Here is a 25,737-nt window from a genome sequence, read left to right as displayed (position 1 = left end):
GACGAAGGAGCGCCCTTGACAGGCCACCCCGGCCCGGAAACCCTCGGTCGGCGGACGCCCCCAGACCGGCCAGCACCCAAAGCCCCCGAACACGGAGGGATGCCTCCGAGCGCTCGGCGCAGCTCCGCCCGGCCCTTGCAAAGCCGCCCGCTCGCCCCGGGGCCTGTGCCTAGATGCCGCCCGGCGTGGGGTTGTCCGCCGACCGAGGGTTTCCGGATGCCGTCGGCCGTCAGTCGAGGACGGCGATTCCGTCCAGTTCCACCTGGGCCGCCGTGTCCCAGAGGCGGGTCGTGCCGATGACCGCCATGGCCGGGTAGTCGCGGCCGGCCAGGTCCCGCCAGATGCGGCCCAGTTCGGGGGCGTGTTCGCGGTATGCGGCCACGTCGGTGGCGTACACCGTCACCCGGGCCAGCTGTGCCGGGGTGCCGCCGGCCGCCCGCAGGGCGGTGAGGAGGTTGCCCAGTGCGGTGGCGAACTGTTCGGGCAGGGTGTCGCCCACGACCTTGCCGTCCTGGTCGAGTGCCGTCTGGCCGGCCAGGAGGACCAGGCGGGTGCCGGTGGCGACGACGGCGTGGGAGAAGCCGGTGGGCGGGGAGAGTTCGGCGGGGTTGATCCGCTCCAGGCTCATCGGTAGAGCTCCTTGGCGATGATGGTCCGCTGGACCTCGCTGGCGCCTTCGTAGACCCGGGGCGCGCGGACCTCCCGGTAGAGGTGTTCGAGGAGGTGTCCGCGCTGGAGTGCGCGGGCGCCGTGCAGTTGGACGGCGTGGTCGACGACGTACTGGGCGGTCTCGGTGGCGAGGAGTTTGGCCATGGCGGCGCGGGTGCGTACGTCGGGGGCGGCGGTGTCGTGGGCGGTGGCGGCGGCGTAGACGAGGAGGCGGGCGGCCTCGGTGCGGGTGGCCATGTCGGCGAGGCGGTGGGCGACGGACTGGAGGTCGCCGAGGACGCCGCCGAAGGCGGGGCGTTCCCTGGTGTGGGTGAGGGTGGCGTCGAGTGCGGCCTGGGCCATGCCGAGGGCGAAGGCGCCGACGCTCGGGCGGAAGAGGTTGAGGGTGTCCATGGCGACGCGGAAGCCCTGGCCGGGGGTGCCGAGGAGGTCGTCGGTGGTGACGGGTACGGCGTTGAAGGTGAGGGTGCCGATGGGGTGCGGGGAGAGCATGTCGAGGGGGTGGCCGGTGAGTCCGGGGCGGTCGGCGGGGACGAGGAAGGCGGTGACGCCGCGGGCGCCGGGTGCTTCGCCCGTTCGGGCGAAGACGGTGTAGAAGTCGGCTTCGGGGGCGTTGGAGATCCAGGTCTTGGTGCCGGTGAGGTGCCAGTGTCCTGGGCCGTCGGGGGTGGCTTCGAGGGTGAGGGCGGCGGCGTCGGAGCCGGCGGCGGGCTCGCTGAGGGCGAAGGCGGCGACGGCGCGTCCCGCGCGGACGGGGGGCAGCCAGCGGTCACGCTGTGCGGGTGTGCCACTGGTCAGGACGGGATGGGTGCCGAGGCCCTGGAGTGCGAGGGCGGTTTCGGCTTCGGTGCAGGCGTAGGCGAGGGATTCGCGGAGCAGGCAGAGGTCGAGGGCGCCGGAGGTGAAGAGGCGGTCGAGGAGGCCGTGTTCGCCGAGTGCGGCGAGCAAGGGGCGGTTGACGCGGCCTGGTTCGCCTTTGTCGGCGAGGGGGCGCAGGTGTGCGGCGGCGAGGTCGCGCAGGTGTGCGCACCAGGCTCGTTGTTCCGGATCGAGCGTGAAACTCGGCATGCGCCGCCTCATTTCTATCGCGTCCAGTTGACTGTCGTCACCGTCACGATACGCTCGTTGGGCGTTCGTACGGCACCGGCACCACCCCTTTTCCGGCCCGTCGCAAGGGGGCGAACCCGCCTTGGAATTCACGCCGTCCGCTCATGTCGACACGTTTTCGCGTGACCATCTGCCACCTCCCGACCAATGGCCCGAGCTGGTGTTCGACCTGCCGGAGCTGGCGTATCCGGACCGGCTGAACTGTGCGGCGGAGCTGCTGGACGGCACGGCGGGGCGGCTGGGCGGCGAGCGTCCGGCGTTCCGTACGGCGGACGGGGGCGTGTGGTCGTACGGGCTGTTGCGCGAGCGGGTGGACCGGATCGCGCACGTCCTGACGGCGGACCTGGGGGTGGTGCCGGGGAACCGGGTGCTGCTGCGGGGGCCGACGGGGCCGTGGCTGGCGGCGTGCTGGCTGGCGGTGGTGAAGGCGGGGGCGGTGGCGGTCACGGTGCTGGCGCAGCAGCGGGCCCAGGAGCTGGCCACGGTGTGTGACATGGCACGGGTGACGCACGCGCTGTGTCACGTGGGGGCGCTGGACGATCTGGCGAAGGCGGAGGTGCCGGGGCTGCGGATCACGGCGTACGGCGGGGAGGCCCCGGACGACCTGCTGCGGCTGGCGGAGGGGCGGCCGGGCCGGTTCGAGGCGGTGGACACGGCGGCGGACGACGTGGCGCTGATCGCGTTCACGTCGGGGACGACGGGGCGGCCGAAGGGGTGCATGCACTTCCACCGGGACGTGCTGGCGGTGGCGGACACCTTCTCGCGTGAGGTGCTGCGGCCGGGTCCCGACGACGTGTTCGCGGGGAGTCCGCCGCTGGGGTTCACGTTCGGGCTGGGCGGGCTGGTGGTCTTCCCGCTGCGGGTGGGGGCTTCGGCGCTGCTGCTGGAGCAGGCGGGTCCGCGGCAGCTGCTGCCGGCGCTGGCGGAGCACCGGGTGTCGGTGCTGTTCACGGCGCCGACGGCGTACCGGGCGATGCTGGAGGAGCTGGGGGCGTACGACCTGGGGGCGCTGCGGCGGTGCGTGTCGGCGGGCGAGAACCTGCCGGCGGCGACGTGGGAGGCCTGGCACGCGGCCACCGGGCTGCGGATCATCAACGGGATCGGTGCGACGGAGCTGCTGCACATCTTCATCTCGGCGGCGGACGGGGAGATCCGGCCGGGGACCACGGGGCGGCCGGTGCCGGGCTGGCAGGCGCGGGTGGTGGACGCGGCGGGGCGGCCGGTCGCGGACGGGGAGCCGGGGCTGCTGGCGGTGCGGGGGCCGGTGGGCTGCCGGTACCTGGCGGACGAGCGGCAGCGGGAGTACGTGCGGGACGGGTGGAACGTCACGGGTGACACGTACGTGCGGGAGGCGGACGGGTACTTCCGGTACGTGGCCCGCGCCGACGACATGATCATCTCGGCGGGGTACAACATCGCGGGTCCGGAGGTGGAGGAGGCGCTGCTGCGCCATCCGGAGGTGATCGAGGCGGCGGTGGTGGGCCGTCCGGACGAGCGCCGGGGGCAGATCGTGGTGGCGTACACGGTGCTGCGTGACGGGTCACATGTCACCGAGGACGAGCTGAAGGCCTTCATGAAGGCGGAGCTGGCCCCGCACAAGTGCCCGCGGACGTTCGTCTTCGCCGCCCGGCTGCCGCGCACGGCGACCGGGAAACTCCAGCGGTTCCGGCTGCGCGATCTAGAGTGATCTGGTGGCCGAGCTGCACACCCCCCGATCCCTGATCGTCACCTTCTACGGCGCCTACGGGCGCACGGCGGAGGGTCCCGTCCCGGTGTCCTCGCTGATCCGGCTGCTGGGCGCGGCCGGGGTCGACGCGCCGTCCGTCCGTTCCTCGGTGTCGCGGCTGAAACGGCGCGGGTTCCTGCTGCCGGGGCGCGCGCCCGACGGTTCGGCCGGGTACCTGCTGTCGGACGAGGCGCGTGAGCTGCTGGAGGACGGTGACCGGCGGATCTACGGCAGCCGGCCGGTGGACGGCGACACGGGCTGGGTGCTGGCGGTGTTCTCGGTGCCGGAGCAGGAGCGGCACAAGCGGCACCTGCTGCGGTCGCGGCTGGCGCGGCTCGGTTTCGGGACGGCGGCGCCGGGGGTGTGGATCGCGCCGGCCCGGCTGTACGACGAGACGCGGCACACGCTGGACCGGCTGCAGCTGCGGCCGTACGTGGAGCTGTTCCGGGGCGAGCACCTGGGCTTCGCGCCGACGGTGGAGGCGGTGGGCCGGTGGTGGGACCTGACGGCCATCGCCAAGCAGCACGAGGAGTTCCTCGACCTGCACGAGCCGGTGCTGCGGGGCTGGCAGACGGGCCCGCAGCCGGAGCCGCAGCAGGCCTACCGGGACTACCTGCTGGCCCTGGACTCGTGGCGGCGCCTGCCGTACGCGGACCCGGGCCTGCCGTCGGCGCTGCTCCCGGCGGACTGGCCGGGCGACCGGTCGGCGGCGGTGTTCGCGGAGCTGCACGCCCGGCTGCGGGACACGGGCGCGGCGTACGTACGGCTGTGAGGCCGCGGGAGGTCGTCCGGCCCGGGGCACGGCGGCGGGCGCGGCGGCGGGCGCGGTGCCGGACATCGCGGCGCCGGAAATCGCGTGCGGGAAATCGCGGTGCGGGGCGTGCGCCGGGCGCGCCATGATGCGGCATGACGTGGACCTTTACACGTGATCTGACGGCCTATCTGAGGGCCGCGGGGGCGTGGGTCGCGGGGCGCCCCGTGGAGAACACGCTGATCCTGACCGTCGGGGACGCCCTGCGGCGGTCCGGGCTGCACCGGTACGGGGAGCGGGCGCCGGTGTTCGGGTGGTGGGCCGGTGCGGACGGCGAGGTGGCGGGGGCGGTGCTGTGGACGCCGCCGTACCCGCTGAACGTGGCGGGGCTGCCGGCGGAGGCGGTGGGGCCGCTGGCCGCGGCGCTGGCGTCGGAGCCGCTGCTGGCGGGGGTGACGGAGTTCAACGCGGCGCGCGGGGACGCGGCGGCGCTGGCCGGGGCGTGGGGGCGGCCCGCGGAGGTGGTGGAGGAGCTGCGGCTGTACCGGCTGGAGGGGCTGGTGGAGCCGGACCCGGTGCCGTCGGGCCGGGCCCGTCCGGCGGGGCCCGGGGACGCGCCGCTGCTGCTGGAGTGGCTGGCCGCGTTCGGCGAGGAGGTGTCGGAGCCGGGCTGGGCGCGTGCGGAGCTGGTGGCGGAGCGGCTCGCGTACGGCGGGTTCACGCTGTGGGAGGACGGGGGCCGGCCGGTGTCGCTGGCCGGGCGCGGGCAGGTGGTGTGCGGGACGGCGCGGGTGGCCCCGGTGTACACGCCGCCGGAGCTGCGGGGTCGCGGGTACGCGGCCGGGGTGACGGCGGAGGTGAGCCGGCGCGCGGGCGCGGCGGGCGCGGCGGAGGTCCTCCTCTTCACGGACCTGGCGAACCCGACGAGCAACGGCGTCTACCGGCGCATCGGGTACCGCCCGGTGGAGGACCGCGTCCGGGTGCGCGCCGGCTAGGCCGGTTCCTTCGGATCGTCCGGTCGTCGGTCGGTCCGTGTCGTCGGCTCCGGTGAGCGGCGGCGCCGGCGGGCGCGTACGGACAGGACGCCCCCCGCGGCCAGGACGGCGGCGAGCGCGGCGCCGGCCGCCCACCGGGCCCCGGTCTGCGGGAGGGGCTCGCCGATGGTGAGGGTGATCGCGCCGGTGTTGTCCTTCGGGGTCGGGTCGCCCCACGGGACGGCGAGGTGGACGGCCCCGGGCCGCAGCGACTGGCCGGGCCGGACGCTGTCGGCGATCCTCAGGCGCAGGACGCCCGTGCCGCCGCGGCCGCAGGTGATCTGGGTCTGGCTCTGGTAGACGTACGCGCAGTAGTGGGCGTCCGGGTTCGCCGGGCCGGGATCGAGTGCCACGCCCTGCGGGAGCTGTATGTCGAGGATGACCGGGGTGCCGCCGGAGCCCTTGCCCACCGGCCTGAGAGGGGCCTCCACCACGTCACCCGGCATTCCGCGCAGGGCGATGGGCGGCATGCGGTGGTCGGCCCGCCGGTAGTCGGGGCTGATGAACTTCTGGACGCCACCGGTGTGCGGGCCCTTGAGGGAGCCGAAGTCGACGGGGACGAGCCCGAGGGCCGGACCCTGGCCGTAGAGGCCTCCGGACGCGAAGTGGTCGTCGCCGGGGTGCGGTTGCGCGTCCAGTGCGACGACCGAATAGGTGTAGGACCCGATCGCCTGTCCGCTCCTGTCGGTGGTGGCCTCGAAGGCACCACTGGTCTCGAAGGCGGCGCCCGGCCGGAAGCCTTCGGCCATGGGGAAGTCGCACACCGCCTGCACCTTGTTGGCGTAGTCGCAGTTGGAGTAGCCCGGCCCCTCGAACTTGGCGCCCTTGACCTCGACGCGCAGCCGGACCCCGAACGGCGCGGTCAGCTCGGCCGCGTTGCCGAACCTCGGGACGAGCGCGGGTGCCCGCCGCGGGGCGTCCCGCTTGAGGGTGTACGGCTCGTGGACGCCGGTCGCGGCGACGAACCAGCCGATCAGGACCCGGGTCGTCGTGGTCAGCTCGGGGTCCTGCGACCCGCGGTAGGTCGTGCGGATCACCCCGGCCTCGCCGGGCCGCACGCCCTTGACCGACTCGAGGGCGAAGCCCGGGGGGGCCGCCCGGGACGACCCGCTGCAGGTCACCACCATGTCCTCCGCGGCGCAGTCGGACGACACGTACCCGACGACCGCCTTGCCCTTGAGGTCCGAGGCGTCGAAGACGAGGGTGACGTCACGGGACCTCGGTTCGGCCCCGTTGTCCGCCCTCACCACGGCGTTGAGACCGATCCCCTGTGCGCCCTCGGGCGGCAGGTACATCACCTTCGCGACGCGGAGGCGGAATTCGTCGGTCGGCCGGTGCGGCTGCGCCGCCGCTGTCGGCGGCGCGGCGACCGCCCCCACCGCGACGAGGGCACCCAGCAGTCCCGCCAAGGCTCTTCGGACACGTCCGCTCGGCCGCATTCCCATCTCCGTTCCCTTGCCCTTCGTTCCCGCCGGCGGGCATCGGGGCGGACGCCGCCGGCCGGGGTACGACTCTCCGGGCGCCGGAAAGGTTGCACGTCAAGGGCATGATCCGGATCGGGGCCGAGGCCGGCCTGTCCTCCGGTGGGCGTGGTCAGGGGAGGGTGAGGCGGGGGCGGGGGGTGTCGGTGCGGCCGGTGGGGGGTTTGCGGCTGCCGGCGCGGTAGGGAGCGGGCCAGGGGGCGGCGGGGCCGGTGTAGCCCTGGTCGGCGGCGGCGTGCAGGGTCCAGTGGGGGTCGTAGAGGTGGGGGCGGGCGAGGGCGCACAGGTCGGCGCGGCCGGCGAGGAGGAGGGAGTTGACGTCATCCCAGGAGGAGATGGCGCCGACGGCGATGACGGGGACGCCGAGTTCGTTGCGGATGCGGTCGGCGTAGGGGGTCTGGTAGGAGCGGCCGTACTCGGGCTTCTCGTCGGGGACGACCTGGCCGGTGGAGACGTCGATGGCGTCGGCGCCGTGGTCGGCGAAGGCGCGCGCGATGGCGACGGCGTCTTCGGTGGTGGTGCCGCCGGGGGCCCAGTCGGTGGCGGAGATGCGGACGGTCATGGGCCGGTCGGCGGGCCAGGTCTCGCGGACGGCGTCGAAGACTTCGAGGGGGTAGCGCAGCCGGTGGGTGAGGGTGCCGCCGTACCGGTCGGTGCGCTGGTTGGTGAGGGGTGAGAGGAAGCCGGAGAGGAGGTAGCCGTGGGCGCAGTGGAGTTCGAGGAGGTCGAATCCGCAGTCGGCGGCGCGGCGGGTGGCCTGGACGAACTGGTCGCGTACGTCGTCCAGTTCGGCGGGGGTGAGGGCGTGCGGGGTCTGGCTGGTGCCGGGCTGCCAGGGCAGGGGTGAGGCGGCGGCGAGGGGCCAGTTGCCGGTGGGGAGGGGCTGGTCGATGCCTTCCCACATGAGGCGGGTGGAGCCCTTGCGGCCGGAGTGGCCGAGCTGGACGCCGAGGGCGGCGCCGGGGGCCTGGGTGTGGGCGAAGTCGACGATGCGGGTCCAGGCGCGGGCCTGTGCGTCGGTGTAGAGGCCGGAGCAGCCGGGGGTGATGCGGCCTTCGGGGCTGACGCAGACCATCTCGGTCATGACGAGTCCGGCGCCGCCGAGGGCGCGGGAGCCGAGGTGGACGAGGTGGAAGTCGCCGGGGAGGCCGTCGGTGGCGCGGTAGGTGTCCATCGGGGAGACGACGACGCGGTTGCGGAGGGTGAGGCCGCGGAGGGTGAGGGGGGTGAACATCGGCGGGGTGGCGTCGGGGCAGCCGAAGTCGCGTTCGACGGTGGTGGTGAAGCGGGGGTCGCGCAGGCGCAGGTTGTCGTGGGTGACGCGGCGGCTGCGGGTGAGGAGGTTGAAGGCGAACTGGCGGGGCGGCTGGTCGAGGTAGACGGCGAGGTCCTCGAACCAGCGGAGGCTGGCGTGGGCGGCGCGCTGGGTGGATTCGACGACGGGGCGGCGTTCGGCTTCGTAGGCGGCGAGGGCGGCGGGGAGGGTGTCGTGTTCCTCGGTGCAGGCGGCGAGGGCGAGGGCGTCCTCGACGGCGAGTTTGGTGCCGGAGCCGATGGAGAAGTGCGCGGTGTGGGCGGCGTCGCCGAGCAGGGTGATGTTGCCGTGTGACCAGCGGTCGTTGACGACGGTGCGGAAGGCGGTCCAGGCGGAGTTGTTGCCGCGCAGGGGCCGGCCGCGGAGGGCCTCGCTGAAGGTCTTGGCGCAGCGCTGGGCGGATTCGTCCTGGTCGCAGAGGTCGAGTCCGGCGGCGCGCCACACCTCTTCGCGCATTTCGACGATGACGGTGGAGGCGTCGGCGGAGAAGGGGTAGCCGTGGAGCTGCATGACGCCGTGTTCGGTTTCGGCGGTCTCGAAGCGGAAGGCGTCGAAGGCGAAGTCGGCGGCGAGCCAGATGTAGCGGCAGCGGTGGGTGGTGAGGTTGGGGCGGAAGACGTCGGCGTGGGCGGTGCGGGTGGCGCTGTGGACGCCGTCGGCGGCGATGACCAGGTCGTGGCGGGCGGCGAGTTCGGCGGCGGGCGGGGCCTCTTCGCGGGAGCGGAGGCGTACGCCGAGTGCGGCGCAGCGCGCGTGGAGGATCTCCAGGAGTCGGCGGCGGCCGAGGGCGGCGAAGCCGTGGCCGCCGGAGGTGAGGACGCGGCCGCGGTGGACGACGTCGATGTCGTCCCAGCGGACGAATTCGGCCTGGAGGGCGGCGTACACCTCGGGGTCGGCGTGTTCGATGCCGCCGAGGGTCTCGTCGGAGAGGACGACGCCGAAGCCGAAGGTGTCCTGGGGGGCGTTGCGTTCCCAGACGGTGATGTCGCGGTCCGGGCCGAGGCGTTTGAGGAGGGCGGCGGCGTAGAGGCCGCCGGGGCCGCCGCCGATGACCGCGATCCGCACGGTCACCTCCCCTGCCAGGCGGGGGGCCGTTTGCCGGTGAAGGAGGCGTGGAACTCGGCGTAGTCCCGGCCGTTCATCAGCAGGGCCTGGGTGTTGGCGTCGAGTTCGACGGAGGCGGCGAGCGGCATGTCGAGTTCGGCGGTGAGGAGGGCCTTGGTCTGGGCGTAGGCGAGGGCGGGTCCGGCGGCGAGGTGGGCGGCGAGTTCGGCGGCGCGGGTGCCGGCCTTGCCCTCGTCGGTGAGTTCGCTGAGGAGGCCGATGCGTTCGGCTTCCTCGGCGCGTACGGGTTCGCCGAGCATCAGCAGGCGGGTGGCGTGGCCGAGGCCGACGACGCGGGGCAGCAGGTAGGCGGCGCCCATGTCGCCGCCGGAGAGGCCGACGCGGGTGAAGAGGAAGGCGAAGCGGGCGGTGGGGTCGGCGATGCGGAAGTCGGCGGCGAGGGCGAGGACGGCTCCGGCGCCGGCGGCGACGCCGTGGAGGGCGGCGATGACCGGGAAGGGGCATTCGCGGAGGGCGCGGACGACCTGTCCGGTCATCCGGTTGAAGTCGAGGAGCTGGGCGGTGTCCATGGCGAGGGTGGCGCCGATGATCTCGTCGACGTCGCCGCCGGAGCAGAAGCCGCGTCCCTCGCCGCCGAGGACGAGGGCGCGGCAGGCGCGTTCGCGGGACAGTTCCGAGAGCAGGTCGCGCAGGTCGGCGTAGGCGCCGAAGGTGAGCGCGTTGAGCTTCTCGGGGCGGTCGAGGGTGACGGTGACGACGCCGTCCTGCCGGGTCACCCGGAGGTGGCGCCATCGCTCCGTTGCGGCTGCGGAACCGGTGAAGGGGCTCACGTCCACGACGGTATCACCGTCTTGTGACTGTCGTCAGGAGAACGCGACAGGCGACGTGGTGGGCGAAGGTCCCGTACGAAGGTCCCGAACCGGACATGGCCCTCGTCCTCCGCACACACATCGGGGTGCCCTGGGAGGCGGGGCGCCCGCTCCGTAGCGTGGAAGACACGATCTCCTCCCGCACCACCCGCCGAAAGGACGTGCCGCCGTGCCCGCGCCCACCGCTCACACCCTCTGGCGGACCGCTCTCCCCCGCACCACCGCGGCCGTGCCCCTCGCCCGGTCCGTGGTCCGCTCGGCCCTGGCCGGTCCCGGCGCGCCGGCGGACCTCGACACGGCGGAGCTGCTGACGGCGGAGCTGGTGGCGAACGCGGTGGAGCACACCGGGGCGGGCGCCGCCGTGGAACTGGAGGTGGAGCTGCTGCCGGGGGGCTGCCGGATCGAGGTGCACGACGGCGACCCGCGTCCGCCGGGCGCGCTGACGCCGGCCGTGCCGGGCGAGTACCCGGACCCGCTGCAGGAGCACGGGCGGGGGCTGCTGCTGCTCCGCACCCTGAGCTCGGCCTGCGGGCACCGGCCGACGCCGCGCGGCAAGGCGGTGTGGTTCACGCTGGCCGCGCGGCCCCGGCCGCGGCGCGGCGGCTGCGGCCTGGGCCGCTCCGCCGCCGTATGACTATGCGTGACTACGCGTCGGTTCCGGCGAGGGTGGCGACGAGGATCGCCTTGATGGTGTGGAGCCGGTTCTCGGCCTCGTCGAAGACGACGGAGTGGGCCGACTCGAAGACCTCGTCGGTGACCTCCAGCGACTCCAGGCCGTGCCGCTCGTAGATCTCGCGGCCGACCTTGGTGCCCAGGTCGTGGAAGGCCGGCAGGCAGTGCAGGAACCTGACGTCCGGGTTGCCGGTGGCGCGCAGCACGTCCATCGTGACGGCGTACGGGGCCAGGGCCTTGATGCGCTCGTCCCAGACCTCCTTGGGCTCGCCCATGGAGACCCAGACGTCGGTGGCGACGAAGTCGGCGCCGGCGACGCCCTCGGCGACGTCCTCGGTGAGGGTGATGCGGGCGCCGCTGGTCGCGGCGGCGGCCCGGGCCCGGGAGACGACCTGTTCGGCGGGCCAGTAGGCGCGGGGGGCGACGATCCGTACGTCCATGCCGAGCAGGGCGCCGGTGACGAGGTAGGAGTTGCCCATGTTGAAGCGGGCGTCGCCGAGGTAGGCGAAGCTCGTGGACTCCAGGGGCTTGGCGCAGTGCTCGGTCATGGTGAGGACGTCGGCGAGCATCTGGGTGGGGTGCCAGTCGTCGGTGAGGCCGTTGTAGACGGGTACGCCGGCGAAGGCGGCGAGTTCCTCGACGGCGTCCTGGCTGTCGCCGCGGTACTGGATGGCGTCGAACATCCGGCCGAGGACGCGGGCGGTGTCGCGGACGGACTCCTTGTGGCCCATCTGGGAGGCGGAGGGGTCGAGGTAGGTGGTGTGGGCGCCCTGGTCGGCGGCGGCGACCTCGAAGGCGCAGCGGGTGCGGGTGGAGGTCTTCTCGAAGATCAGGGCGATGTTGCGGCCCCGGAGGTGCCGGACCTCGGCGCCGGCGCGCTTGGCGGCCTTCAGTTCGGCGGCCAGGGCGACCAGGCCGCGGAACTCGGCGGCGGTGAAGTCGAGCTCCTTGAGGAAGCTCCGGCCAACGAGGTCGGTCGCCATGGGGGCACTCCTAGGTCACGCACGGGGACGGGGACGGCAAGGGTTGGAAGTCTATACGAGCCCCCGTATCTCTATACAGTCTGGTGGCGGTGACGCGGGCCACAGCCCGCACCGCCGCCGACGCCCCCACCGGCCTACCCGACCGGGTCCCGCTCCACCGGGCAGCTCATGCACCGCGGCCCGCCCCGGCCCCGGCCCAGTTCGCTGCCCGGGATCTCGATCACCTCGATGCCCTGCTTGCGCAGGTGGGTGTTGGTGGTGACGTTCCGCTCGTACGCCACGACCACCCCGGGCTCCACGGCCAGCACGTTGCAGCCGTCGTCCCACTGCTCGCGCTCCGCCGAGTGCACGTCCTGCGTGGCGGTCAGCACCCGGATCGCGTCCAGCCCCAGCGCCTCCGCGATGGCCCGGTGCATGTGCTCCGGCGGGTGGTCGGTGACCCGCAGCTCGCTCTCGGCCTCGCCCGGCCGGATCGTGTACGAGCGGAGCATGCCGAGCCCCGCGTACTGCGTGAAGGTGTCCCCGTCGACCATCGTCATCACCGTGTCCAGGTGCATGAGCGCCCGCCGCTTCGGCATGTCGAGGGCCACGATCGTACGGGCGGACCCGGCCGCGAACAGGCCCCGCGCCAGCATCTCCACGGCCTGCGGGGTGGTCCGCTCGCTCATCCCGATCAGCACCGCGCCGTTGCCGATGACCAGCACGTCGCCGCCCTCGATGGTGGACGGGTAGTCGGCCTGGCCCTGCGACCAGTAGTGGAAGGCCCCGGAGGCGGTGAAGAGGGGGTGGTGGCGGTAGATGGCCTCGAAGTGGACGGTCTCGCGCTGCCGGGCGGGCCAGCGCATCGCGTTGATGGAGACCCCGTCGTAGATCCAGGCGGAGGTGTCGCGGGTGAAGAGGTGGTTCGGCAGCGGGTCGAGGAGGAAGCCGTCCAGCTCCAGCGCGTGGAAGCGCACCGAGGTGGGCTCGCCGTGCCGCTCCAGGTACTCGCGCTTCGTCATCCCACCGACCAGCGCCTCGACCAGCTCCGCCGCCGGCAGCTCGTCGAAGGCGGCCCGGAGGTGGCCGGTGGCCAGCGGCCCAAACTCCTTCTCGTCGAAGACCCGGTCCAGCACCAGCCGGCGCGCCTCCGGGATCTCCAGCGACTCGCGCAGCAGGTCGCCGAAGAGGTGGACCTCGACGCCCCGGTCACGCAGCACGTCGGCGAAACCGTCGTGCTCCTGGCGGGCCCGGCGCACCCACAGCACGTCGTCGAAGAGGAGCGCGTCCTTGTTGCTCGGGGTGAGCCGCTTCAGCTCCAGGTCCGGCCGGTGGAGGATGACGCGGCGGAGCCGCCCGGTCTCGGAGTCGACATGGAATCCCATGCCTACACGGTCGCAGACCGGGCGGCTTTTCGAGCGGGTGTCAGCTCAAGCCCAGCAGCGCGCCCGGGTCGCCCTGGAGCGCCGGGGTGAGGATGCCCAGCTGCGGCTTGGTCAGGGCCGGCAGGCCGAAGTGGTCGCCGTCGGGCAGCAGCATGGGGGCGCCCACGACCGCGCCCGGGGTCTTGGCGACCATGTCGGAGGCCGGGGCGGCCAGCTTCGCCTCCCCGTTCTTGCCGGTGCCCAGCAGGTCGGGGACCGGGGTGGAGGCGAGGGTGGGGGCCAGTTCGCCGGTCAGCGGGACCATGGGGAGCACCGGGTTGGGCAGCATCTCGCCCGTGTGGTGGACCGGGCCCTCGGGGATGCCGGGGACGGGCACGGGCAGACCGGTCGCCAGGTGCGGGGTCTGCATGCCGAGCGGCACCTCCAGCGCCTCCAGCGGCACGTCGACCGGGACGTGCTCGGCCGCCAGCGCCGGGGACACCGCGGCCGCCGTCGCCATACACGTCATGAGCGCCGCAAGGCTTCCGCGCGCGGTCTTGTTCATCATGCGTTCCGTTCTTTCCGGGATCGCGGACACTCCGCTTCCCTGGAAGAACGAGCCCGCCCGCCGATTCCCCGCGAAATTCCCCCGTTTGCCGTAACGGCGGGAGGTTTCCGGAGGGTGCCGGCGGGCGGGTTCCGTACGTCAGAGGCGGGGGTCGACGGGCTCCGACTCCAGTGCCAGCACGGCGAACACGGCTTCGTGGACCCGCCACAGCGGCTCGCCGCCGGCCAGCCGGTCCAGCGCCTCCAGGCCGAGGGCGTACTCGCGCAGCGCGAGGGACCGCTTGTGGCCGAGGAACCGCTCGCGCAGCCGCTCCAGGTTGTCCGGGCGGGTGTACTCGGGGCCGTAGATGATCCGCAGGTACTCGCGGCCGCGGACCTTGATGCCGGGCTGCACCAGGCGGCCCCTGCCGTCGCGGACGCACGCGTCCAGCGGCTTCACGACCATGCCCTCGCCGCCGGCCGCGGTCAGCTCCAGCCACCAGTCGGTGCCCGCGCGTACGGAGTCCTCGTCGCCGGTGTCGACGACCAGCCGGCCGGTGGTGCGCAGCAGCCCGGTGGCGTCGTGCTGCACGAGCCGGTCCAGCCAGGCGAGCTGGCGGTCGTGCGGCACGTCCGCGAGGGACCGGCCCTCGGCCGCGAGCAGCTGGAAGGGCGCGAAGCGCACCCCGTCCAGGCCGTCGGTGGGCCAGCAGTAGCGGCGGTAGGCGTCGGTGAACGCGGCCGCGTCGGCGGCCCGTTCCCGCTGCCTGGCGGGCAGGCCGCCGGTGTCGACGCCGCGGGCGGCGGCGGCGTCCAGGGCGGCGAGCGCGTCCGGGAAGACGGCCGCGGCGGCGGCGCCGACGGCGGCGTACTGGTCGCGCAGCAGGCCGGTGGCCTTCAGCGACCAGGGCAGCAGCTCGCCGTCCAGCAGCAGCCACGGGGTGTCCAGTTCGTCCCAGAGGCCGGCACCGGAGACCGCCGTGCGCAGCCGGTCCAGGACCGTCTCGGTGACGTCCGGGTCGTCGAAGAAGGGCCGTCCGGTACGGGTGTACAGGGAGCCGGTGACGCCGGTGACGCCGAAGCGTTCGCGGGCGGTGTCCGCGTCGCGGCAGACCAGGGCCACGGCGCGGGAGCCCATGTGCTTCTCCTCGCAGACCACGCGGGTGACGCCGTCGGCCCGGTACTGGGCGAAGGCCTCGGCCGGGTGCTCCAGATGGTCCACGTCGGCGGCTCCGCCGCGGGTCCCCTCGCGGGAGGTGGCGGTGGGCGCCATGGTCGGCGGCAGGTACGGGACCAGCCGGGGGTCGACGGCGAAGCGGCTCATCACCTCCAGGGCCGCGGCCGCGTTCTCCTCGCGCACCGTGACGTTGCCCAGGTGGCGGGTCTCGACGACCCGGCGCCCGTGGACGTCGGCCAGGTCCAGCGGGCGGCCCTCGCGGCCGCCGGGCGCCTCCGTGGCGAGCGGCTTGGCGGGCTCGTACCAGACCTTCTCGGCGGGTACGTCGACCAGTTCGCGCTCGGGCCAGCGCAGCGCGGTCATCCGGCCGCCGAAGACGGCGCCGGTGTCGAGGCAGATGGTGTTGTTGAGCCAGGAGGTGTTCGGGACCGGGGTGTGTCCGTACACGACGGCGGCCTTGCCGCGGTACTCCTCGGCCCACGGGTAGCGCACGGGCAGGCCGAACTCGTCGGTCTCGCCGGTGGTGTCGCCGTAGAGGGCGTGGGAGCGGACGCGGCCGGAGGTGCGGCCGTGGTACTTCTCGGGCAGGCCGGCGTGGCAGACCACGAGGCGGCCGCCGTCGAGGACGTAGTGGCTGACGAGTCCGTCGATGAACTCGCGGACCTCGGCGACGAAGGCCTCGTCCTCGCGCTCCAGCTGCTCGATGGTCTCGGCGAGGCCGTGGGTGCGCTGGACGGTGCGGCCCTTGAGGTGGCGGCCGAGCTTGTTCTCGTGGTTGCCGGGCACGCACAGGGCGTTGCCCGACTTGACCATGCTCATGACGCGGCGCAGGACGCCGGGGCTGTCGGGGCCGCGGTCGACGAGGTCGCCGACGAAGACGGCGGTGCGGCCGTCGGGGTGGACGCCGTCGCGGTAGCCGAGCCTGTCCAGCAGGGTCTCCAGCTCGGAGGAGCAGCCGTGGACGTCGCCGACGATGTCGAAGGGGCCGGTGAGGTGGGTCAGGTCGTTGAAGCGGCGCTCGCGGACGACCCGGGCGGCGTCGACCTCCTCGACGGTGCGCAGGACGTGCACCTTGCGGAAGCCCTCGCGTTCCAGGCCGCGCAGGGAGCGGCGCAGTTCGCGGCGGTGGCGGGTGACGACGTGGGGGGACATGCCGGCCCGGTCGGGGCGGACGGCGTTGCGGGCGGCGCAGACCTGCTCGGGCAGGTCGAGGACGATGGCGACGGGCAGCACGTCGTGTTCGCGGGCGAGGGCGACGAGCTGCCGGCGGGCCTCGGTCTGGACGTTGGTGGCGTCGACGACGGTGAGCCGGCCGGCGGCGAGGCGCTTGGCGGCGATGTAGTGGAGGACGTCGAAGGCCTCGCGGCTGGCGCTCTGGTCGTTCTCGTCGTCGGCGACGAGGCCGCGGCAGAAGTCGGAGGAGAGCACCTCGGTGGGCTTGAAGTGGCGGCTCGCGAAGGTGGACTTGCCGGATCCGGTGGCGCCGACGAGGACGACGAGGGACAGGTCGGGGACGGGCAGGGTGCGGGTGGTGTGCTCGGTGGTCATGCGGCCTTCTCCTCCTTCTCGGCGGTGTCGGTGGCCCGGGTGGTGTGCGTGCCGTGCGTGCCGTTGTTGCCGTGCCGGGTGTCGTTCTCGGTGGTGTGGGTGCCGGTGGGGTCGGTGGTGGTGTCGGTGCGGGTGAAGACCGCCATCTGGGTGGGCGGGCCGACCTCCGGGTCGTCGGGTCCGACGGGCAGGTGTGCGACCTCGTAGCCGTGCCGGGCCGCGACCTCGCCGGCCCAGCCGCGGAACTCCTCCCGGGTCCATTCGAAGCGGTGGTCGCGGTGCCGGACGTGCCCGGCGGGCAGCGACTCCCAGCGGACGTTGTACTCGACGTTCGGCGTGGTCACGAGCACGGTGCGGGGGCGGGCCGCGCCGAAGACGGCGTACTCCAGGGCGGGCAGCCGGGGCGGGTCGACGTGCTCGATCACCTCGCTGAGGACCGCCGCGTCGTAGCCGGCGAGCCGCTTGTCGGTGTACGCCAGGGAGCCCTGGAGCAGCTGGACGCGGGAGCTCTGCCGCTCGCCCATGCGGTCGAGCCGCAGCCGGCGGGCGGCCGTGGTGAGCGCGCGCATCGACACGTCGACGCCGGTGACGGCGGTGAACGCGGGGTCCTTGAGCAGCTCCTGGACGAGCTGGCCCTGGCCGCAGCCTAGGTCGAGGACGCGCTGGGCTCCGGCCGCGCGCAGGGCCGCGAGCAGGGCCTCGCGACGCCGGGCGGCCAGCGGCACGGGCCGGTCCTCGGTGTCCACGGCCTCGTCGACGGCGTTGTCCAGCTCCTCGGCCGCGGTGTCGTCGGCCTCGGCGAGACGGGCCAGCTCCAGCCGCTCCATGGCCTGCCGGGTCAGCCCGCCGCGCCGGGCGAGGTAGCGGCTGGTGATGAGCCGGTGCTCGGGGTGTCCGGCCAGCCAGCCGTCGCCGGCCCGCAGCAGCTTGTCGACCTCGTCCGGGGCGACCCAGTAGTGCTTGGCGTCGTCGAGCACGGGCAGCAGCACGTACAGCTGGCGCAGGGCGTCGGCGAGGGGCAGCTCGCCCTCCAGGACCAGGCGTACGTAACGGGAGTCGCCCCACTCGGGGAAGCGCCCGTCCAGGGGGACGGGGTCCGCGGTCACGGTGTGCCAGCCGAGGGGTCCGAAGAGCCGGCGGACCAGCTCGGGGCCGCCGCGGGCGGGCAGGGCGGGGATCTCAACGCGCAGCGGCCTGGCCTGCCCGGGCAGCTCCGGCCGGTTGCGGCACTGGCCCTTGAGGGCGCTGGAGAACACGGCGGCGAGGGCCACGGCGAGCAGGGAGGAGGCGGCGTACGGGCGGTCGTTGACGTACTGCGCGAGGGCGGAGTCGGGGGCGCCGCCGCGGCCCTTTCCGCGGCCGCGGCGCACCAGCGCCACCGGGTCCACTTCGAGCAGCAGCGCGGCGGTGCACCGCTCGGCCGTGGCCTCGGGGTAGAGGACGTGGGCCGTGCCGTGCGACGTGGAGAACGCCTGCGCCTTGTCGGGATGCTTGTGCAGCAGGAAGCCGAGGTCGGTCGCGGGGCGCTCGTGGGTACCGGTGGTACTGATCGTCAGGAACACGCGTCCGAGTATGGGCGCGCCGCGAGGCCCGCCACCAGGGATTTTCGGGCGGGCCCCGGGTGCGTGTCAGGGCTTCAGGGCGGTCGCGAGGCCGGCGACGGCGGTGGGTCCGACGCGGCAGCAGCCGCCGATCAGGCGAGCTCCGGCGGCCCGCCAGGCGGGTACCGGCCAGGGTGCCGGGGTCTCGGGTGCGTGCCAGTGCCGGGTGGCGGCGTCCCAGACGGAGCCGTCGTTGGGGTAGGCCACGACGGGTTTCCCGCAGGCGGCGGCCAGGCGTACGGCGCCCGCCACGTCGTGGGGGTCGCAGCAGTTCACGCCCACGGCGATGACCTCGGGCGCCTCGGCGGCCAGGGCGAAGGCCTCGGCGAGGGGCTGGCCGGCCCGGGTGCGGTCCCCCTCGACGGTGTACGAGAGCCAGGCGGGCGTGCCGGAGCCGGCGACCACGCGGAGCAGCGCCTCGGCCTCGTCCGTGTCGGGCACCGTCTCCAGCGCCAGTACGTCCGGCCGGGCGGCCAGCAGGGCGGTCACGCGGGGGCGGTGGAAGGCGGCCAGTTCCGCCACGGTGAGCCCGTACCGGCCGCGGTATTCGGAGCCGTCGGCGAGGACCGCGCCGTACGGGCCGACGGAGGCCGCCACCCACACCGGGTGTCCGGGCGGTGCGGTGCGGGCGGCCCGGTCGGCCAGTTCCACGCTGCGCCGCAGCAGGCGGTCGACCTGGGCGGGGGTGTGGCCGCGGCGGCCGAACCCCTCGTGGGAGACCTGGTAGGAGGCGGTGATGAGGACTTCCGCGCCGGCGCGGACGTAGGCGGTGTGGGCGGCCTCGATCTGGTCGGGTGCCTCGTCGAGGACGCGGGCTGACCAGAGTTCGCCGGAGAGGTCGCAGCCCTGGTCGGCGAGCTGGTTGCTGAGGCCCCCGTCGAGGAGGACCGGCCGGCGGGCCAGTTCCGCGGCGAGGGGCGTGGTGGCGCGCGCCATCAGCCGAGCTGGGGCATGACCCGGGCGGAGATCAGCTCCAGGTGGTCCAGGTCGTGCAGGTCGAGGACCTGGAGGTAGATCCGCTGGGAGCCGGCGGCCTGGTAGGCGCCGATCTTCTCCACCACCTCGGCGGGGGTGCCGGCCAGGCCGTTGGCCTTGAGTTCGTCGACGTCGCGGCCGATGGCGGCGGCGCGCCGGGCGACCTCGGCGTCGTCGGCGCCCACGCAGACGACGAGGGCGTTGGAGTAGACGAGGTCGCCGGGGGCGCGGCCGGCCGCCTCGGCGGCGGCGCGGACCCGGCCGAACTGGCGCTCCGTGTCGGCGAGGGAGGCGAAGGGGATGTTGAACTCGTCGGCGTAGCGGGCGGCGAGCCGGGGGGTGCGGGCGGCTCCGTGGCCGCCGATGAGGACGGGCACCTTGCGCTGCGCGGGCTTGGGCAGGGCCGGGGAGTCGGTGAGGCGGTAGTGGGTTCCCTCGAAGGTGAAGGTGTCGCCGGGCTTGGTCTCCCAGAGGCCGGTGACGATGGCGAGCTGCTCTTCGAGGCGGGCGAACCGCTCCTCGGGGAAGGGGATGCCGTACGCCTGGTGTTCGCGGGCGAACCAGCCTGCGCCGAGGCCGAATTCGACGCGGCCGCCGGACATCTGGTCGACCTGGGCGACCTGGATGGCGAGGACGCCGGGGAGGCGGAAGGTGCCGGCGGTCATCAGGGTGCCGAGGCGGATGCGGCGGGTCTCGCGGGCGAGTCCGGCGAGGGTGATCCAGGCGTCGGTGGGGCCGGGCATGCCGGGCGGTCCGCCGCCTTCGGCGAGGGGCAGTCCGGGGCCCATCCGCAGGTAGTGGTCGGAGCGGAAGAAGGCGTCGAAGCCCAGGTCCTCGGTGGCGCGGGCGACGCGGAGGAGGGTGTCGTAGTCGGCGCCCTGCTGGGGCTCGGTGAAGATGCGGAGATCCATGCACTCATCCTGCCGCCCGGTCACCCCGGCCGGGTGAATCTGCGTCAACCTGGGAATTCGTGCCCGTCCCGGCCAGTGACCGGGGGTCGGGGAGATCGTTGGCCGGGTCGGAGCCGGACCGCCCGGCCCGCGCGCCGGGGCGTTCGCCCGGTGCGTCCACCGTCCCCTTCCCCGCGGGGAGGGGCCCGGGCCGAGGAGGCCGCCATGTCCCAGGATCACGTGCCCGAGCACACCGGACAGGCCGGGCAGGAGCAGACCGTGCCGGCGCAGGGCGGGGCCCCGAAGGGCCTGCTCCAGCAGATGGAAGAGCTGATGGCCGCCCTCAACGCCGACCTCTCGCAGCTCGACGCCGACCTCCAGACCTCCGCGGAGCGTCCCCGGACGGACGCCGTCCCGGTGGACCGCGCGTCGCACGCCGACCGTCCGGCACCGCGTCCCTTCTGAGTCCGGCCGGGGCGGCCGGCGCCGGGGCCGGCCGCCCCGGGCCCGGTCGGTCGGCCCGAAGGCCGGTCGGACGGCCGGCCGGCCCGCCGCCATCGGCCGCTGCTGCCGGCCGGCGTCCGGCGGATCCGGCCCGCCCGGGTCACTTCCGCCAGAACAGGTGGTGCGTGACACCGCTCGGGCTGGGGACGACGTCCAGGTGGAAGCGGTCGAGGAGCTCCTCGGGGGACTCCCAGAGCCGGACGCCGGTCCCGAGCTTCAGCGGGGAGACCGCCACGTGGAGGGTGTCGACGAGGCCGGCGTCGAGGAACTCCCGGATGGTGGTCGCCCCGCCGCCGAGGCGTACGTCCTTGCCCTGCGCGGCCTCCCGTGCCTGCGCGAGGACGGTGGCCGGGTCGGCGTCGACGAAGTGGAACGTGGTGTCGGACAGGGTGAACGAGGGCCGGGGGTGGTGGGTCATGACGAACACCGGAGTGTGGAAGGGCGGCTCGTCCCCCCACCAGCCCTGCCAGTCGTGGTCGCGCCAGGGGCCGCGCTGCGGACCGAACTTGTTCCGGCCCATGATCTCGGCGCCGATGTTGTGCCCGAAGTCCCGGGTGAAGTAGTCGTCCAGGCCGCGGCTGCCGCCGGGGTCGGTGCGCATCGGCCAGCTCGCGGTGGCCCCGGCCCAGGCGAACAGGGCGCCGGGGTCGACGTGGCCGAAGGGCCTTTCGAGGGTCTGGTCCTCGCCGGCGCCGATTCCGTCGCTGGAGACGTTGAAGTTCTGGATGCGGAGCAGCTGGGTCACGGGTCCTCCTGAGTGTCGGTGACAGGGGGTGGACTCCCCGGCCCACGAAAACTCATCGCCGGCGCTGCGGCCGGTTCGGCGACGGGACTTCCGGGCGGAGACCGCCCGTCCGGCCGCACCCGTCACCGTCCGGCCGTGACCGGGGGTTCCCCGCGCTCAGCGGCCCCGGCCCGCGGTGGGCGAGGCGCTGCCCCGGCGGGCGGCGTGGCGGCGCAGCAGCACGCGGACCCGGTCGCAGGAGTGGTCGAGCGTGTCGATGGTCTCGACGATGTGCCAGTACAGGTGGTCGTTCTCCGGTGCGCAGGCGACCGTGGTCAGGGCCCTGACGGTGTCGTCCAGCAGGGCTATGAGTCCGAGGAAGACCTGCCGGAGGTCTTCCATGCCGGAGAGCTGGGCGGCCCGGAGCGGGCCGCCGTCGGTTCCGGGCTCCGGTCCCGGCGCCCGGCGTTCGATCGTCGCGCAGCCCTTGCGTCCCGCGTCGCCGAGGCCCCGGGCCTCCGTTCTGAGTTCGGGCGGTCCGGTGACCGCCAGCCAGCTTCCTATCTCCTGGGCGAGTGCCTGCGCCTGCAGTGCCTCCGCCATGGTTTCCCCCGCCGTCCGGCTCCTTGCCAGAGCGTGACGGCCGGCCGCGATGAGCCGTACCGCATCCATATGCCGTCCCCCGTCCGTACGACATCTTGCTGTCTAGCCACTACCCAGCGTGAGGGCAATGGACCCGTAAAGCCAGGGGTATTCGGAAATCTGTGGACACTCTCGCGGTTGCGGACAAGTCCATCACTCCGAAGAGTGACGACGGGGCGCCGAGGGGGCGTGTCAGGTGTGCTCGGGGCGGTTCTGCCCGGGTTTGGGGAAGCGGGTCTCGTTCCGGTCGATCTTCGCGTCGAGGGCGGCCAGCGGGTCCACTCCGAGCACCTCGCAGAACTGCAGGAGGTAGGCGAGGACGTCGGCGACCTCGTCGGCCACGCGGTGGGCCCGGTCCGGGTCCTCCATGACGCGGGCGGACTGCTCGGGGGTCAGCCACTGGAAGATCTCGACGAGTTCCGAGGCCTCGACGCTGAGTGCGACGGCCAGGTTCTTGGGCGTGTGGTACGGCTCCCAGTCGCGGGCCGCGGCGAACTCCTTGAGGCGGCGGCTCAGCACGTCGAGGGAGGGCGGGGCGGGCCGGTCGGCTGCGTCTGTCACGGGGTCAGGTCTACCACCGACACACCGGGTACCCCGCGGGCGGCCCCCGCCGCGCCCTCGCCCACCGCGCCGGTCAGCCGGACGTGGCCGCGGGCGCAGCAGAGGAGGGCCAGGCGGAGGAGTTCGGCGGTCTGGCGGGCGTCGAGGGACCGGTCCATGCCGTCGGCGAGGACGGTGAGCGCCTGCTGGGCGGGGAGGAGTTCGGCGGCGGGGTCCATGGCGAGCACGCCGGGGCCGGTGAGCAGGACGAGCGCGAGGCCGAGGAAGCGGAGTTCGCCCTGGCCGAGGCGGCCGAGGGGGGTGGCGGCGCCGGGGCCGCGGTGGAGTTCGGCGACGGTGCGGCCGTCGGAGAGGGCACGGGCGGCGAGGTCGGCGACGGGGCCGGCGCAGCCGGTGCGGGCGGCCCGGACGAGGGCGGCGTGCCGGGTGGCGCATTCGCCGCGGGTGCGGTGGAGGACGTCGGCGAGGTTGTCGCAGTCGCCGTGGAGGCGGCCGCCGGCGGGGGTGACGGGGGCGCGCATGCGGTCGGGCCGGGGGTCGCAGGAGAAGACGGAGCGGAGGGCGACGACGACCTGTTCCGCGGCGGCGAGGACGCGGCGCTGGCCTTCGGTGCTGCCGGCGACGCGCAGGGGCAGCAGGGCGGTGCCGAGCCGGTCGTCGGGGAGGGGTGCGCGGGTGACGCCTGCGGGGCCGCCGGTGAGCCAGGCGGCCTGGACGGTGCGGCGGCCCGGGTCGCGTAAGGCGGTGGTGAGGAGGATCCGGCCGTCGGCGGTGAGGCGTTCGCCGACGATGCGGAGTTCGGGATCCGCCTGGACGGCGAGGTCGAGGCGGGCGGGTCCTGCGGGGCCGTCCACGGTACAGCCGATGCGGAAGCCGCGGCGGCCCTGGGCGTCGGGGGCGGCGCCTTCGGGCACGCAGGAGACGGGGTCGGGGAAGACCTCGGCGACGGACCGGCCGGAGGCGAGGCCCGCGAGGCAGGCGTAGGCCTCCAGGGCGGTGGACTTGCCGCTGCCGCTGGGGCCGGTGAGGAGGGTGACGGGGCCGAGGGGGTAGGCCGCGCCGCGGTGGGAGCGGTAGGCGGAGAGGCGGAGTTCGGTGACCGCGGGGCGGGAGTGCGCGGGGGTGGCGTGCGCGGGGGTGGCGTGCATGCGCCGGACGCTACGCACCCCGTCCCGGGGCGAACCGTTCCGTCGTGGGGCCTTCCTACGTTTGGGGGATGGCGGCGGCGATGCCCTCGACCTCGGTGCCCACGGGGGCGAGGAGGAAGACGTTCCGGTCGACCCGGTGCATGCCGCTGCCGAGGCCGAAGACCACGCCGCTGCTGAAGTCGAGGATGCGCTTGGCGACCTCGGTGTCGGCTCCCGTGAGGTCGAGGAGCACGGGGATCTGCGCGATCAGGTATTCGGCCACCTCGCGGGCGTCGGCGAAGACCTGCACGCGCAGGACGACGAACCGCCGCTGCCGCGCCGCGTGGTCGCCGGGGATGGTGCGGTGGTCGACCCGCGACGGCCATTCGTTGCGGCTGCGCAGGGGGACGACCTGGGCGAGCCCCTCCCACTGTTCGTCGGTGACGTCGTACCTGCTCACCGGACCACCTCGGCCCCGCCATTCATGTGCATCCGCCCATCCTCTCGTGTTTCACCCGATCAGCCCAACACCGACACGGGTGGAAGACACCGGGTTCCGGACGTTCCCGCCCGCGGGGCGGCCGCGAGGGGTCACTGCCGGAGGGGGACGCGGTCAACGTACCCGGTGGAGCGGGCCCGGGAACGATCGCGTGATGTGTCTGGCAAGACTACTGACGGGTCAGTACCTTACCGCCAGGTAATCAGCCCCCCGCCGCGTCAGGAGCCGCTCGTGAGTACCGGTACGCACCACAACTCCCGCTCTCCGTACGTCCGTTCACGCCGCCGAGCCGGGCTGGCGGCCGCTGCCCTGCTGGCCGCGCTGACCCTCGCCGCCCCCTCCCCCGCGTACGCGGCGGAGGCCTCCGGAGCGGGTTCCGGCCTGCGCGAGGTGCTGTTCGTCGGGAACAACTGGGAGGGCACCGCCGACGTGCTGGCGTCCTCCGGCGACCTGGCCCGGATCGGCCGGATCAACGTCGTGCCGGACAAGGAGGAGCGGCTCCGGGAGATCTACCTCAACCCGCTGAAGCTCGCGTTCTTCCTCGGCGTCCGCAACACCGCCGGCGAGGGCCACGACCAGTTCGTGGACGACATGTACGCCACCCCCGACGGCACCGCGCTCGTGGTGTCCCGGCCCAGCTTCGCCGACGTGGTGTCCCTCGACCTGGCCACCGGCAGGGTCAACTGGCGCTTCGCCGTCTCCGGTTACCGGGCCGACCACATGGCGGTGTCGCCCGACGGCACCCGGGTCGCGGTCTCGGCCTCGACGGCGAACACGGTGCACGTGCTGGACATCACCACCGGCCGCCAGGTCGGCTCCTTCGCCACCGGCGACAAGCCGCACGAGAACGTCTTCACCGACGGCGGCCGGTACCTGTGGAACATGTCCATCGGCGACGTCACCAGCGCCCTCGACGCCCCCTGGCTGGACTGGACGAAGGGCGACCGGAAGATCACCGTGGTGGACGCCCGGACCTTCGCCACGGTCAGGGTGATCGACATGCGGTCCCGGCTGGACGCCTTCGGCCGCTCCGACCTGTCCGACGCGGTCCGCCCGGTGGCGTTCACCCCCGACGGCTCGAAGCTGTACTTCCAGGTGTCCTTCTTCAACGGCCTGCTGGAGTACGACGTGGCCACCGACCGGATCACCCGCTCCAAGACCCTGCCCAAGAACCCCGCCACCAGCGAGGACCGCACCACCTGGGTGAACGACTCCCGCCACCACGGCATGTCCGTGGACCCGTCGGGCGAGAAGCTGTGCGTCGCCGGGACGATGGACGACTACGCCACCGTCCTCGACCGGGCCACCCTCCAGGAGGGCCCGCTGGTGCCGGCCTCGAAGCCGTACTGGGCGACCGTGAGCGGCGACGGCAAGGCCTGCGTGATCTCCGAGAGCCGCGCCGACCGGGTCACCGCCATCGACTTCGCGACCGGCCGGAAGACCGTCTCGGTCCCGGTGGGCGACCACCCGCAGCGCGTCCGCCTCGGCCGCGTCCCGGCCGGCTGGACGGGTCAGGCCGCGGGCGGCGCGAAGTAGTAGCGGCGACAGCCGCGGAGCATGCCCTCCGCGGACAGCGTGAACACGTCGACGAACTCGGACCGGCCCGTGCTCCCCATGACCACCACGCGGTCGCCCTCGGCGACGATCCGGTGGATGAGGTGGCGCGCGGCCGGCACGAGCCCGTCGCGGTGCAGCCGGACGACCTCGGCGCGCCCCTGCCCGGAGGGTGCGTCGGGGCGGTCCAGCTCCACCTGCTCGTGCAGCAGCGACCCGTAACCGTCCAGGTCCCCGCTGTCCAGGTAGTGGTAGGAAAGCCGTACGTGGTCGACCCCCGCCGCGGTGACGATGCGGCTCGGCGAACGCTCCCCGGCCTGCTGACTGTTCATCTCGTGTCCTCTCCTCCAGCCCTGGTCACTCTGCGCCGGAGG

24 protein-coding genes are annotated in these 25,737 nt (G+C 74.0%); 6 read left to right on the top strand and 18 right to left on the bottom strand.

The window, feature by feature from the left end:
• Positions 1 to 229: 229 nt before the first annotated feature.
• On the bottom strand, positions 230 to 628 hold the full coding sequence (locus tag ACIQUQ_RS31825; RefSeq protein ID WP_399952236.1) for a RidA family protein: 399 nt from the start codon (positions 626 to 628) through the stop codon (positions 230 to 232).
• Positions 625 to 1,737: an acyl-CoA dehydrogenase family protein gene (locus tag ACIQUQ_RS31820; protein WP_403982957.1), complete on the bottom strand. Its 1,113-nt coding sequence runs from the start codon at positions 1,735 to 1,737 to the stop codon at positions 625 to 627. Before ACIQUQ_RS31820 ends, ACIQUQ_RS31825 begins: the two co-directional genes overlap by 4 nt.
• Positions 1,738 to 1,858: 121 nt before the next feature.
• Between ACIQUQ_RS31820 and ACIQUQ_RS31815 the strand changes: the two genes are divergently transcribed.
• From ACIQUQ_RS31815 to ACIQUQ_RS31805, 3 genes are all read left to right on the top strand, one after another.
• A complete protein-coding gene (locus tag ACIQUQ_RS31815) occupies positions 1,859 to 3,463 on the top strand; it encodes an AMP-binding protein (RefSeq protein ID WP_403982955.1) in 1,605 nt (534 codons plus the stop codon).
• 4 nt (positions 3,464 to 3,467) lie between these two features.
• A complete protein-coding gene (locus tag ACIQUQ_RS31810; protein WP_403982952.1) occupies positions 3,468 to 4,274 on the top strand; it encodes a PaaX family transcriptional regulator C-terminal domain-containing protein in 807 nt (268 codons plus the stop codon).
• A 134-nt stretch (positions 4,275 to 4,408) separates the two neighbouring features.
• Positions 4,409 to 5,248 carry a GNAT family N-acetyltransferase gene (locus tag ACIQUQ_RS31805; RefSeq protein WP_403982949.1) on the top strand — a complete coding sequence of 280 codons (840 nt, stop codon included), beginning with the start codon at positions 4,409 to 4,411 and terminating at the stop codon, positions 5,246 to 5,248.
• Here the strand turns inward: ACIQUQ_RS31805 and ACIQUQ_RS31800 are convergent.
• From ACIQUQ_RS31800 to ACIQUQ_RS31790, 3 genes are all read right to left on the bottom strand, one after another.
• Positions 5,245 to 6,696, bottom strand: coding sequence for an LPXTG cell wall anchor domain-containing protein (locus ACIQUQ_RS31800; protein WP_403982947.1), 1,452 nt, complete (start codon positions 6,694 to 6,696; stop codon positions 5,245 to 5,247). The two genes, ACIQUQ_RS31805 and ACIQUQ_RS31800, sit on opposite strands and share 4 nt — an antisense overlap.
• A 184-nt stretch (positions 6,697 to 6,880) precedes the next feature.
• The gene (locus ACIQUQ_RS31795; RefSeq protein ID WP_403982944.1) at positions 6,881 to 9,148 is read right to left on the bottom strand and encodes a bifunctional salicylyl-CoA 5-hydroxylase/oxidoreductase; all 2,268 of its coding nucleotides are present in this window, start codon (positions 9,146 to 9,148) and stop codon (positions 6,881 to 6,883) included.
• A 2-nt stretch (positions 9,149 to 9,150) separates the two neighbouring features.
• Positions 9,151 to 9,978, bottom strand: a complete 828-nt coding sequence (locus tag ACIQUQ_RS31790) for an enoyl-CoA hydratase family protein (RefSeq protein ID WP_403982942.1) — start codon at positions 9,976 to 9,978, stop codon at positions 9,151 to 9,153.
• Positions 9,979 to 10,186: 208 nt separating this feature from the next.
• Here ACIQUQ_RS31790 and ACIQUQ_RS31785 point away from each other — a divergent pair, with 208 nt between their 5' ends.
• Complete coding sequence (locus ACIQUQ_RS31785; RefSeq protein ID WP_403982939.1) at positions 10,187 to 10,651, top strand: ATP-binding protein; 465 nt, start codon at positions 10,187 to 10,189, stop codon at positions 10,649 to 10,651.
• Positions 10,652 to 10,661: 10 nt separating this feature from the next.
• Here the strand turns inward: ACIQUQ_RS31785 and argF are convergent, their stop codons facing one another.
• From argF to ACIQUQ_RS31750, 7 genes are all read right to left on the bottom strand, one after another.
• Positions 10,662 to 11,672 carry an ornithine carbamoyltransferase gene (gene argF, locus ACIQUQ_RS31780; RefSeq protein ID WP_403982937.1) on the bottom strand — a complete coding sequence of 337 codons (1,011 nt, stop codon included), beginning with the start codon at positions 11,670 to 11,672 and terminating at the stop codon, positions 10,662 to 10,664.
• Positions 11,673 to 11,806: 134 nt separating this feature from the next.
• Positions 11,807 to 13,036, bottom strand: a complete 1,230-nt coding sequence (locus tag ACIQUQ_RS31775) for an arginine deiminase (RefSeq protein ID WP_403982934.1) — start codon at positions 13,034 to 13,036, stop codon at positions 11,807 to 11,809.
• A gap of 40 nt (positions 13,037 to 13,076) precedes the next feature.
• On the bottom strand, positions 13,077 to 13,583 hold the full coding sequence (locus ACIQUQ_RS31770; protein ID WP_403982932.1) for a hypothetical protein: 507 nt from the start codon (positions 13,581 to 13,583) through the stop codon (positions 13,077 to 13,079).
• A 138-nt stretch (positions 13,584 to 13,721) separates the two neighbouring features.
• Positions 13,722 to 16,286 (bottom strand): polynucleotide kinase-phosphatase, encoded by a 2,565-nt coding sequence (locus ACIQUQ_RS31765; RefSeq protein WP_403982930.1) that lies wholly within the window; start codon positions 16,284 to 16,286, stop codon positions 13,722 to 13,724.
• Positions 16,283 to 17,848 carry a 3' terminal RNA ribose 2'-O-methyltransferase Hen1 gene (locus ACIQUQ_RS31760; protein WP_403982928.1) on the bottom strand — a complete coding sequence of 522 codons (1,566 nt, stop codon included), beginning with the start codon at positions 17,846 to 17,848 and terminating at the stop codon, positions 16,283 to 16,285. The genes ACIQUQ_RS31765 and ACIQUQ_RS31760 overlap by 4 nt, the downstream gene beginning before the upstream one ends.
• A gap of 66 nt (positions 17,849 to 17,914) precedes the next feature.
• Positions 17,915 to 18,823 (bottom strand): homocysteine S-methyltransferase, encoded by a 909-nt coding sequence (mmuM, locus tag ACIQUQ_RS31755; protein ID WP_403982925.1) that lies wholly within the window; start codon positions 18,821 to 18,823, stop codon positions 17,915 to 17,917.
• Positions 18,823 to 19,773: an LLM class F420-dependent oxidoreductase gene (locus ACIQUQ_RS31750; RefSeq protein WP_403982923.1), complete on the bottom strand. Its 951-nt coding sequence runs from the start codon at positions 19,771 to 19,773 to the stop codon at positions 18,823 to 18,825. Before ACIQUQ_RS31750 ends, mmuM begins: the two co-directional genes overlap by 1 nt.
• Positions 19,774 to 19,977: 204 nt before the next feature.
• Between ACIQUQ_RS31750 and ACIQUQ_RS31745 the strand changes: the two genes are divergently transcribed.
• Positions 19,978 to 20,217 carry a hypothetical protein gene (locus tag ACIQUQ_RS31745; protein ID WP_403982921.1) on the top strand — a complete coding sequence of 80 codons (240 nt, stop codon included), beginning with the start codon at positions 19,978 to 19,980 and terminating at the stop codon, positions 20,215 to 20,217.
• Positions 20,218 to 20,356: 139 nt separating this feature from the next.
• Here ACIQUQ_RS31745 and ACIQUQ_RS31740 read toward each other — a convergent pair whose 3' ends face one another.
• The 5 genes from ACIQUQ_RS31740 to ACIQUQ_RS31720 form a co-directional block, all read right to left on the bottom strand.
• Positions 20,357 to 21,001, bottom strand: coding sequence for a dihydrofolate reductase family protein (locus ACIQUQ_RS31740; RefSeq protein WP_403982919.1), 645 nt, complete (start codon positions 20,999 to 21,001; stop codon positions 20,357 to 20,359).
• Between the two features lie 156 nt (positions 21,002 to 21,157).
• On the bottom strand, positions 21,158 to 21,652 hold the full coding sequence (locus tag ACIQUQ_RS31735; protein ID WP_403982917.1) for a DUF6099 family protein: 495 nt from the start codon (positions 21,650 to 21,652) through the stop codon (positions 21,158 to 21,160).
• A 162-nt stretch (positions 21,653 to 21,814) separates the two neighbouring features.
• Complete coding sequence (locus ACIQUQ_RS31730; RefSeq protein ID WP_403982915.1) at positions 21,815 to 22,183, bottom strand: nucleotide pyrophosphohydrolase; 369 nt, start codon at positions 22,181 to 22,183, stop codon at positions 21,815 to 21,817.
• On the bottom strand, positions 22,180 to 23,331 hold the full coding sequence (locus ACIQUQ_RS31725) for an AAA family ATPase (protein WP_403982913.1): 1,152 nt from the start codon (positions 23,329 to 23,331) through the stop codon (positions 22,180 to 22,182). Before ACIQUQ_RS31725 ends, ACIQUQ_RS31730 begins: the two co-directional genes overlap by 4 nt.
• Before the next feature lie 55 nt (positions 23,332 to 23,386).
• On the bottom strand, positions 23,387 to 23,770 hold the full coding sequence (locus ACIQUQ_RS31720) for a cell division protein SepF (protein WP_403665205.1): 384 nt from the start codon (positions 23,768 to 23,770) through the stop codon (positions 23,387 to 23,389).
• 270 nt (positions 23,771 to 24,040) lie between these two features.
• Between ACIQUQ_RS31720 and ACIQUQ_RS31715 the strand changes: the two genes are divergently transcribed.
• Positions 24,041 to 25,345, top strand: coding sequence for a YncE family protein (locus tag ACIQUQ_RS31715; protein WP_403982911.1), 1,305 nt, complete (start codon positions 24,041 to 24,043; stop codon positions 25,343 to 25,345).
• Here ACIQUQ_RS31715 and ACIQUQ_RS31710 read toward each other — a convergent pair.
• Complete coding sequence (locus ACIQUQ_RS31710) at positions 25,321 to 25,695, bottom strand: nuclear transport factor 2 family protein (RefSeq protein ID WP_403982909.1); 375 nt, start codon at positions 25,693 to 25,695, stop codon at positions 25,321 to 25,323. The genes ACIQUQ_RS31715 and ACIQUQ_RS31710 overlap by 25 nt on opposite strands.
• Positions 25,696 to 25,737: the final 42 nt, after the last annotated feature.

Source organism: Streptomyces sp. NPDC101118 (assembly GCF_044759445.1).
GTDB lineage: Bacteria > Actinomycetota > Actinomycetes > Streptomycetales > Streptomycetaceae > Streptomyces.
Note: the sequence above shows the minus strand (reverse complement) of the source record. Positions and strands in the feature narration are given on the sequence as shown.

Bases quoted from the DNA above. Each gene is read 5' to 3' on its own strand.
- ACIQUQ_RS31710 (WP_403982909.1), bottom strand. From the start codon at position 25,695: ATGAACAGTCAGCAGGCCGGGGAGCGTTCGCCGAGCCGCATCGTCACC.
- ACIQUQ_RS31750 (WP_403982923.1), bottom strand. From the start codon at position 19,773: ATGGATCTCCGCATCTTCACCGAGCCCCAGCAGGGCGCCGACTACGAC.
- ACIQUQ_RS31775 (WP_403982934.1), bottom strand. From the start codon at position 13,036: ATGGGATTCCATGTCGACTCCGAGACCGGGCGGCTCCGCCGCGTCATC.
- ACIQUQ_RS31820 (WP_403982957.1), bottom strand. From the start codon at position 1,737: ATGCCGAGTTTCACGCTCGATCCGGAACAACGAGCCTGGTGCGCACAC.
- mmuM (WP_403982925.1), bottom strand. From the start codon at position 18,823: ATGGCGCGCGCCACCACGCCCCTCGCCGCGGAACTGGCCCGCCGGCCG.
- ACIQUQ_RS31765 (WP_403982930.1), bottom strand. From the start codon at position 16,286: ATGACCACCGAGCACACCACCCGCACCCTGCCCGTCCCCGACCTGTCC.
- ACIQUQ_RS31745 (WP_403982921.1), top strand. From the start codon at position 19,978: ATGTCCCAGGATCACGTGCCCGAGCACACCGGACAGGCCGGGCAGGAG.
- argF (WP_403982937.1), bottom strand. From the start codon at position 11,672: ATGGCGACCGACCTCGTTGGCCGGAGCTTCCTCAAGGAGCTCGACTTC.
- ACIQUQ_RS31770 (WP_403982932.1), bottom strand. From the start codon at position 13,583: ATGATGAACAAGACCGCGCGCGGAAGCCTTGCGGCGCTCATGACGTGT.
- ACIQUQ_RS31725 (WP_403982913.1), bottom strand. From the start codon at position 23,331: ATGCACGCCACCCCCGCGCACGCCACCCCCGCGCACTCCCGCCCCGCG.
- ACIQUQ_RS31735 (WP_403982917.1), bottom strand. From the start codon at position 21,652: ATGGATGCGGTACGGCTCATCGCGGCCGGCCGTCACGCTCTGGCAAGG.
- ACIQUQ_RS31805 (WP_403982949.1), top strand. From the start codon at position 4,409: ATGACGTGGACCTTTACACGTGATCTGACGGCCTATCTGAGGGCCGCG.
- ACIQUQ_RS31825 (WP_399952236.1), bottom strand. From the start codon at position 628: ATGAGCCTGGAGCGGATCAACCCCGCCGAACTCTCCCCGCCCACCGGC.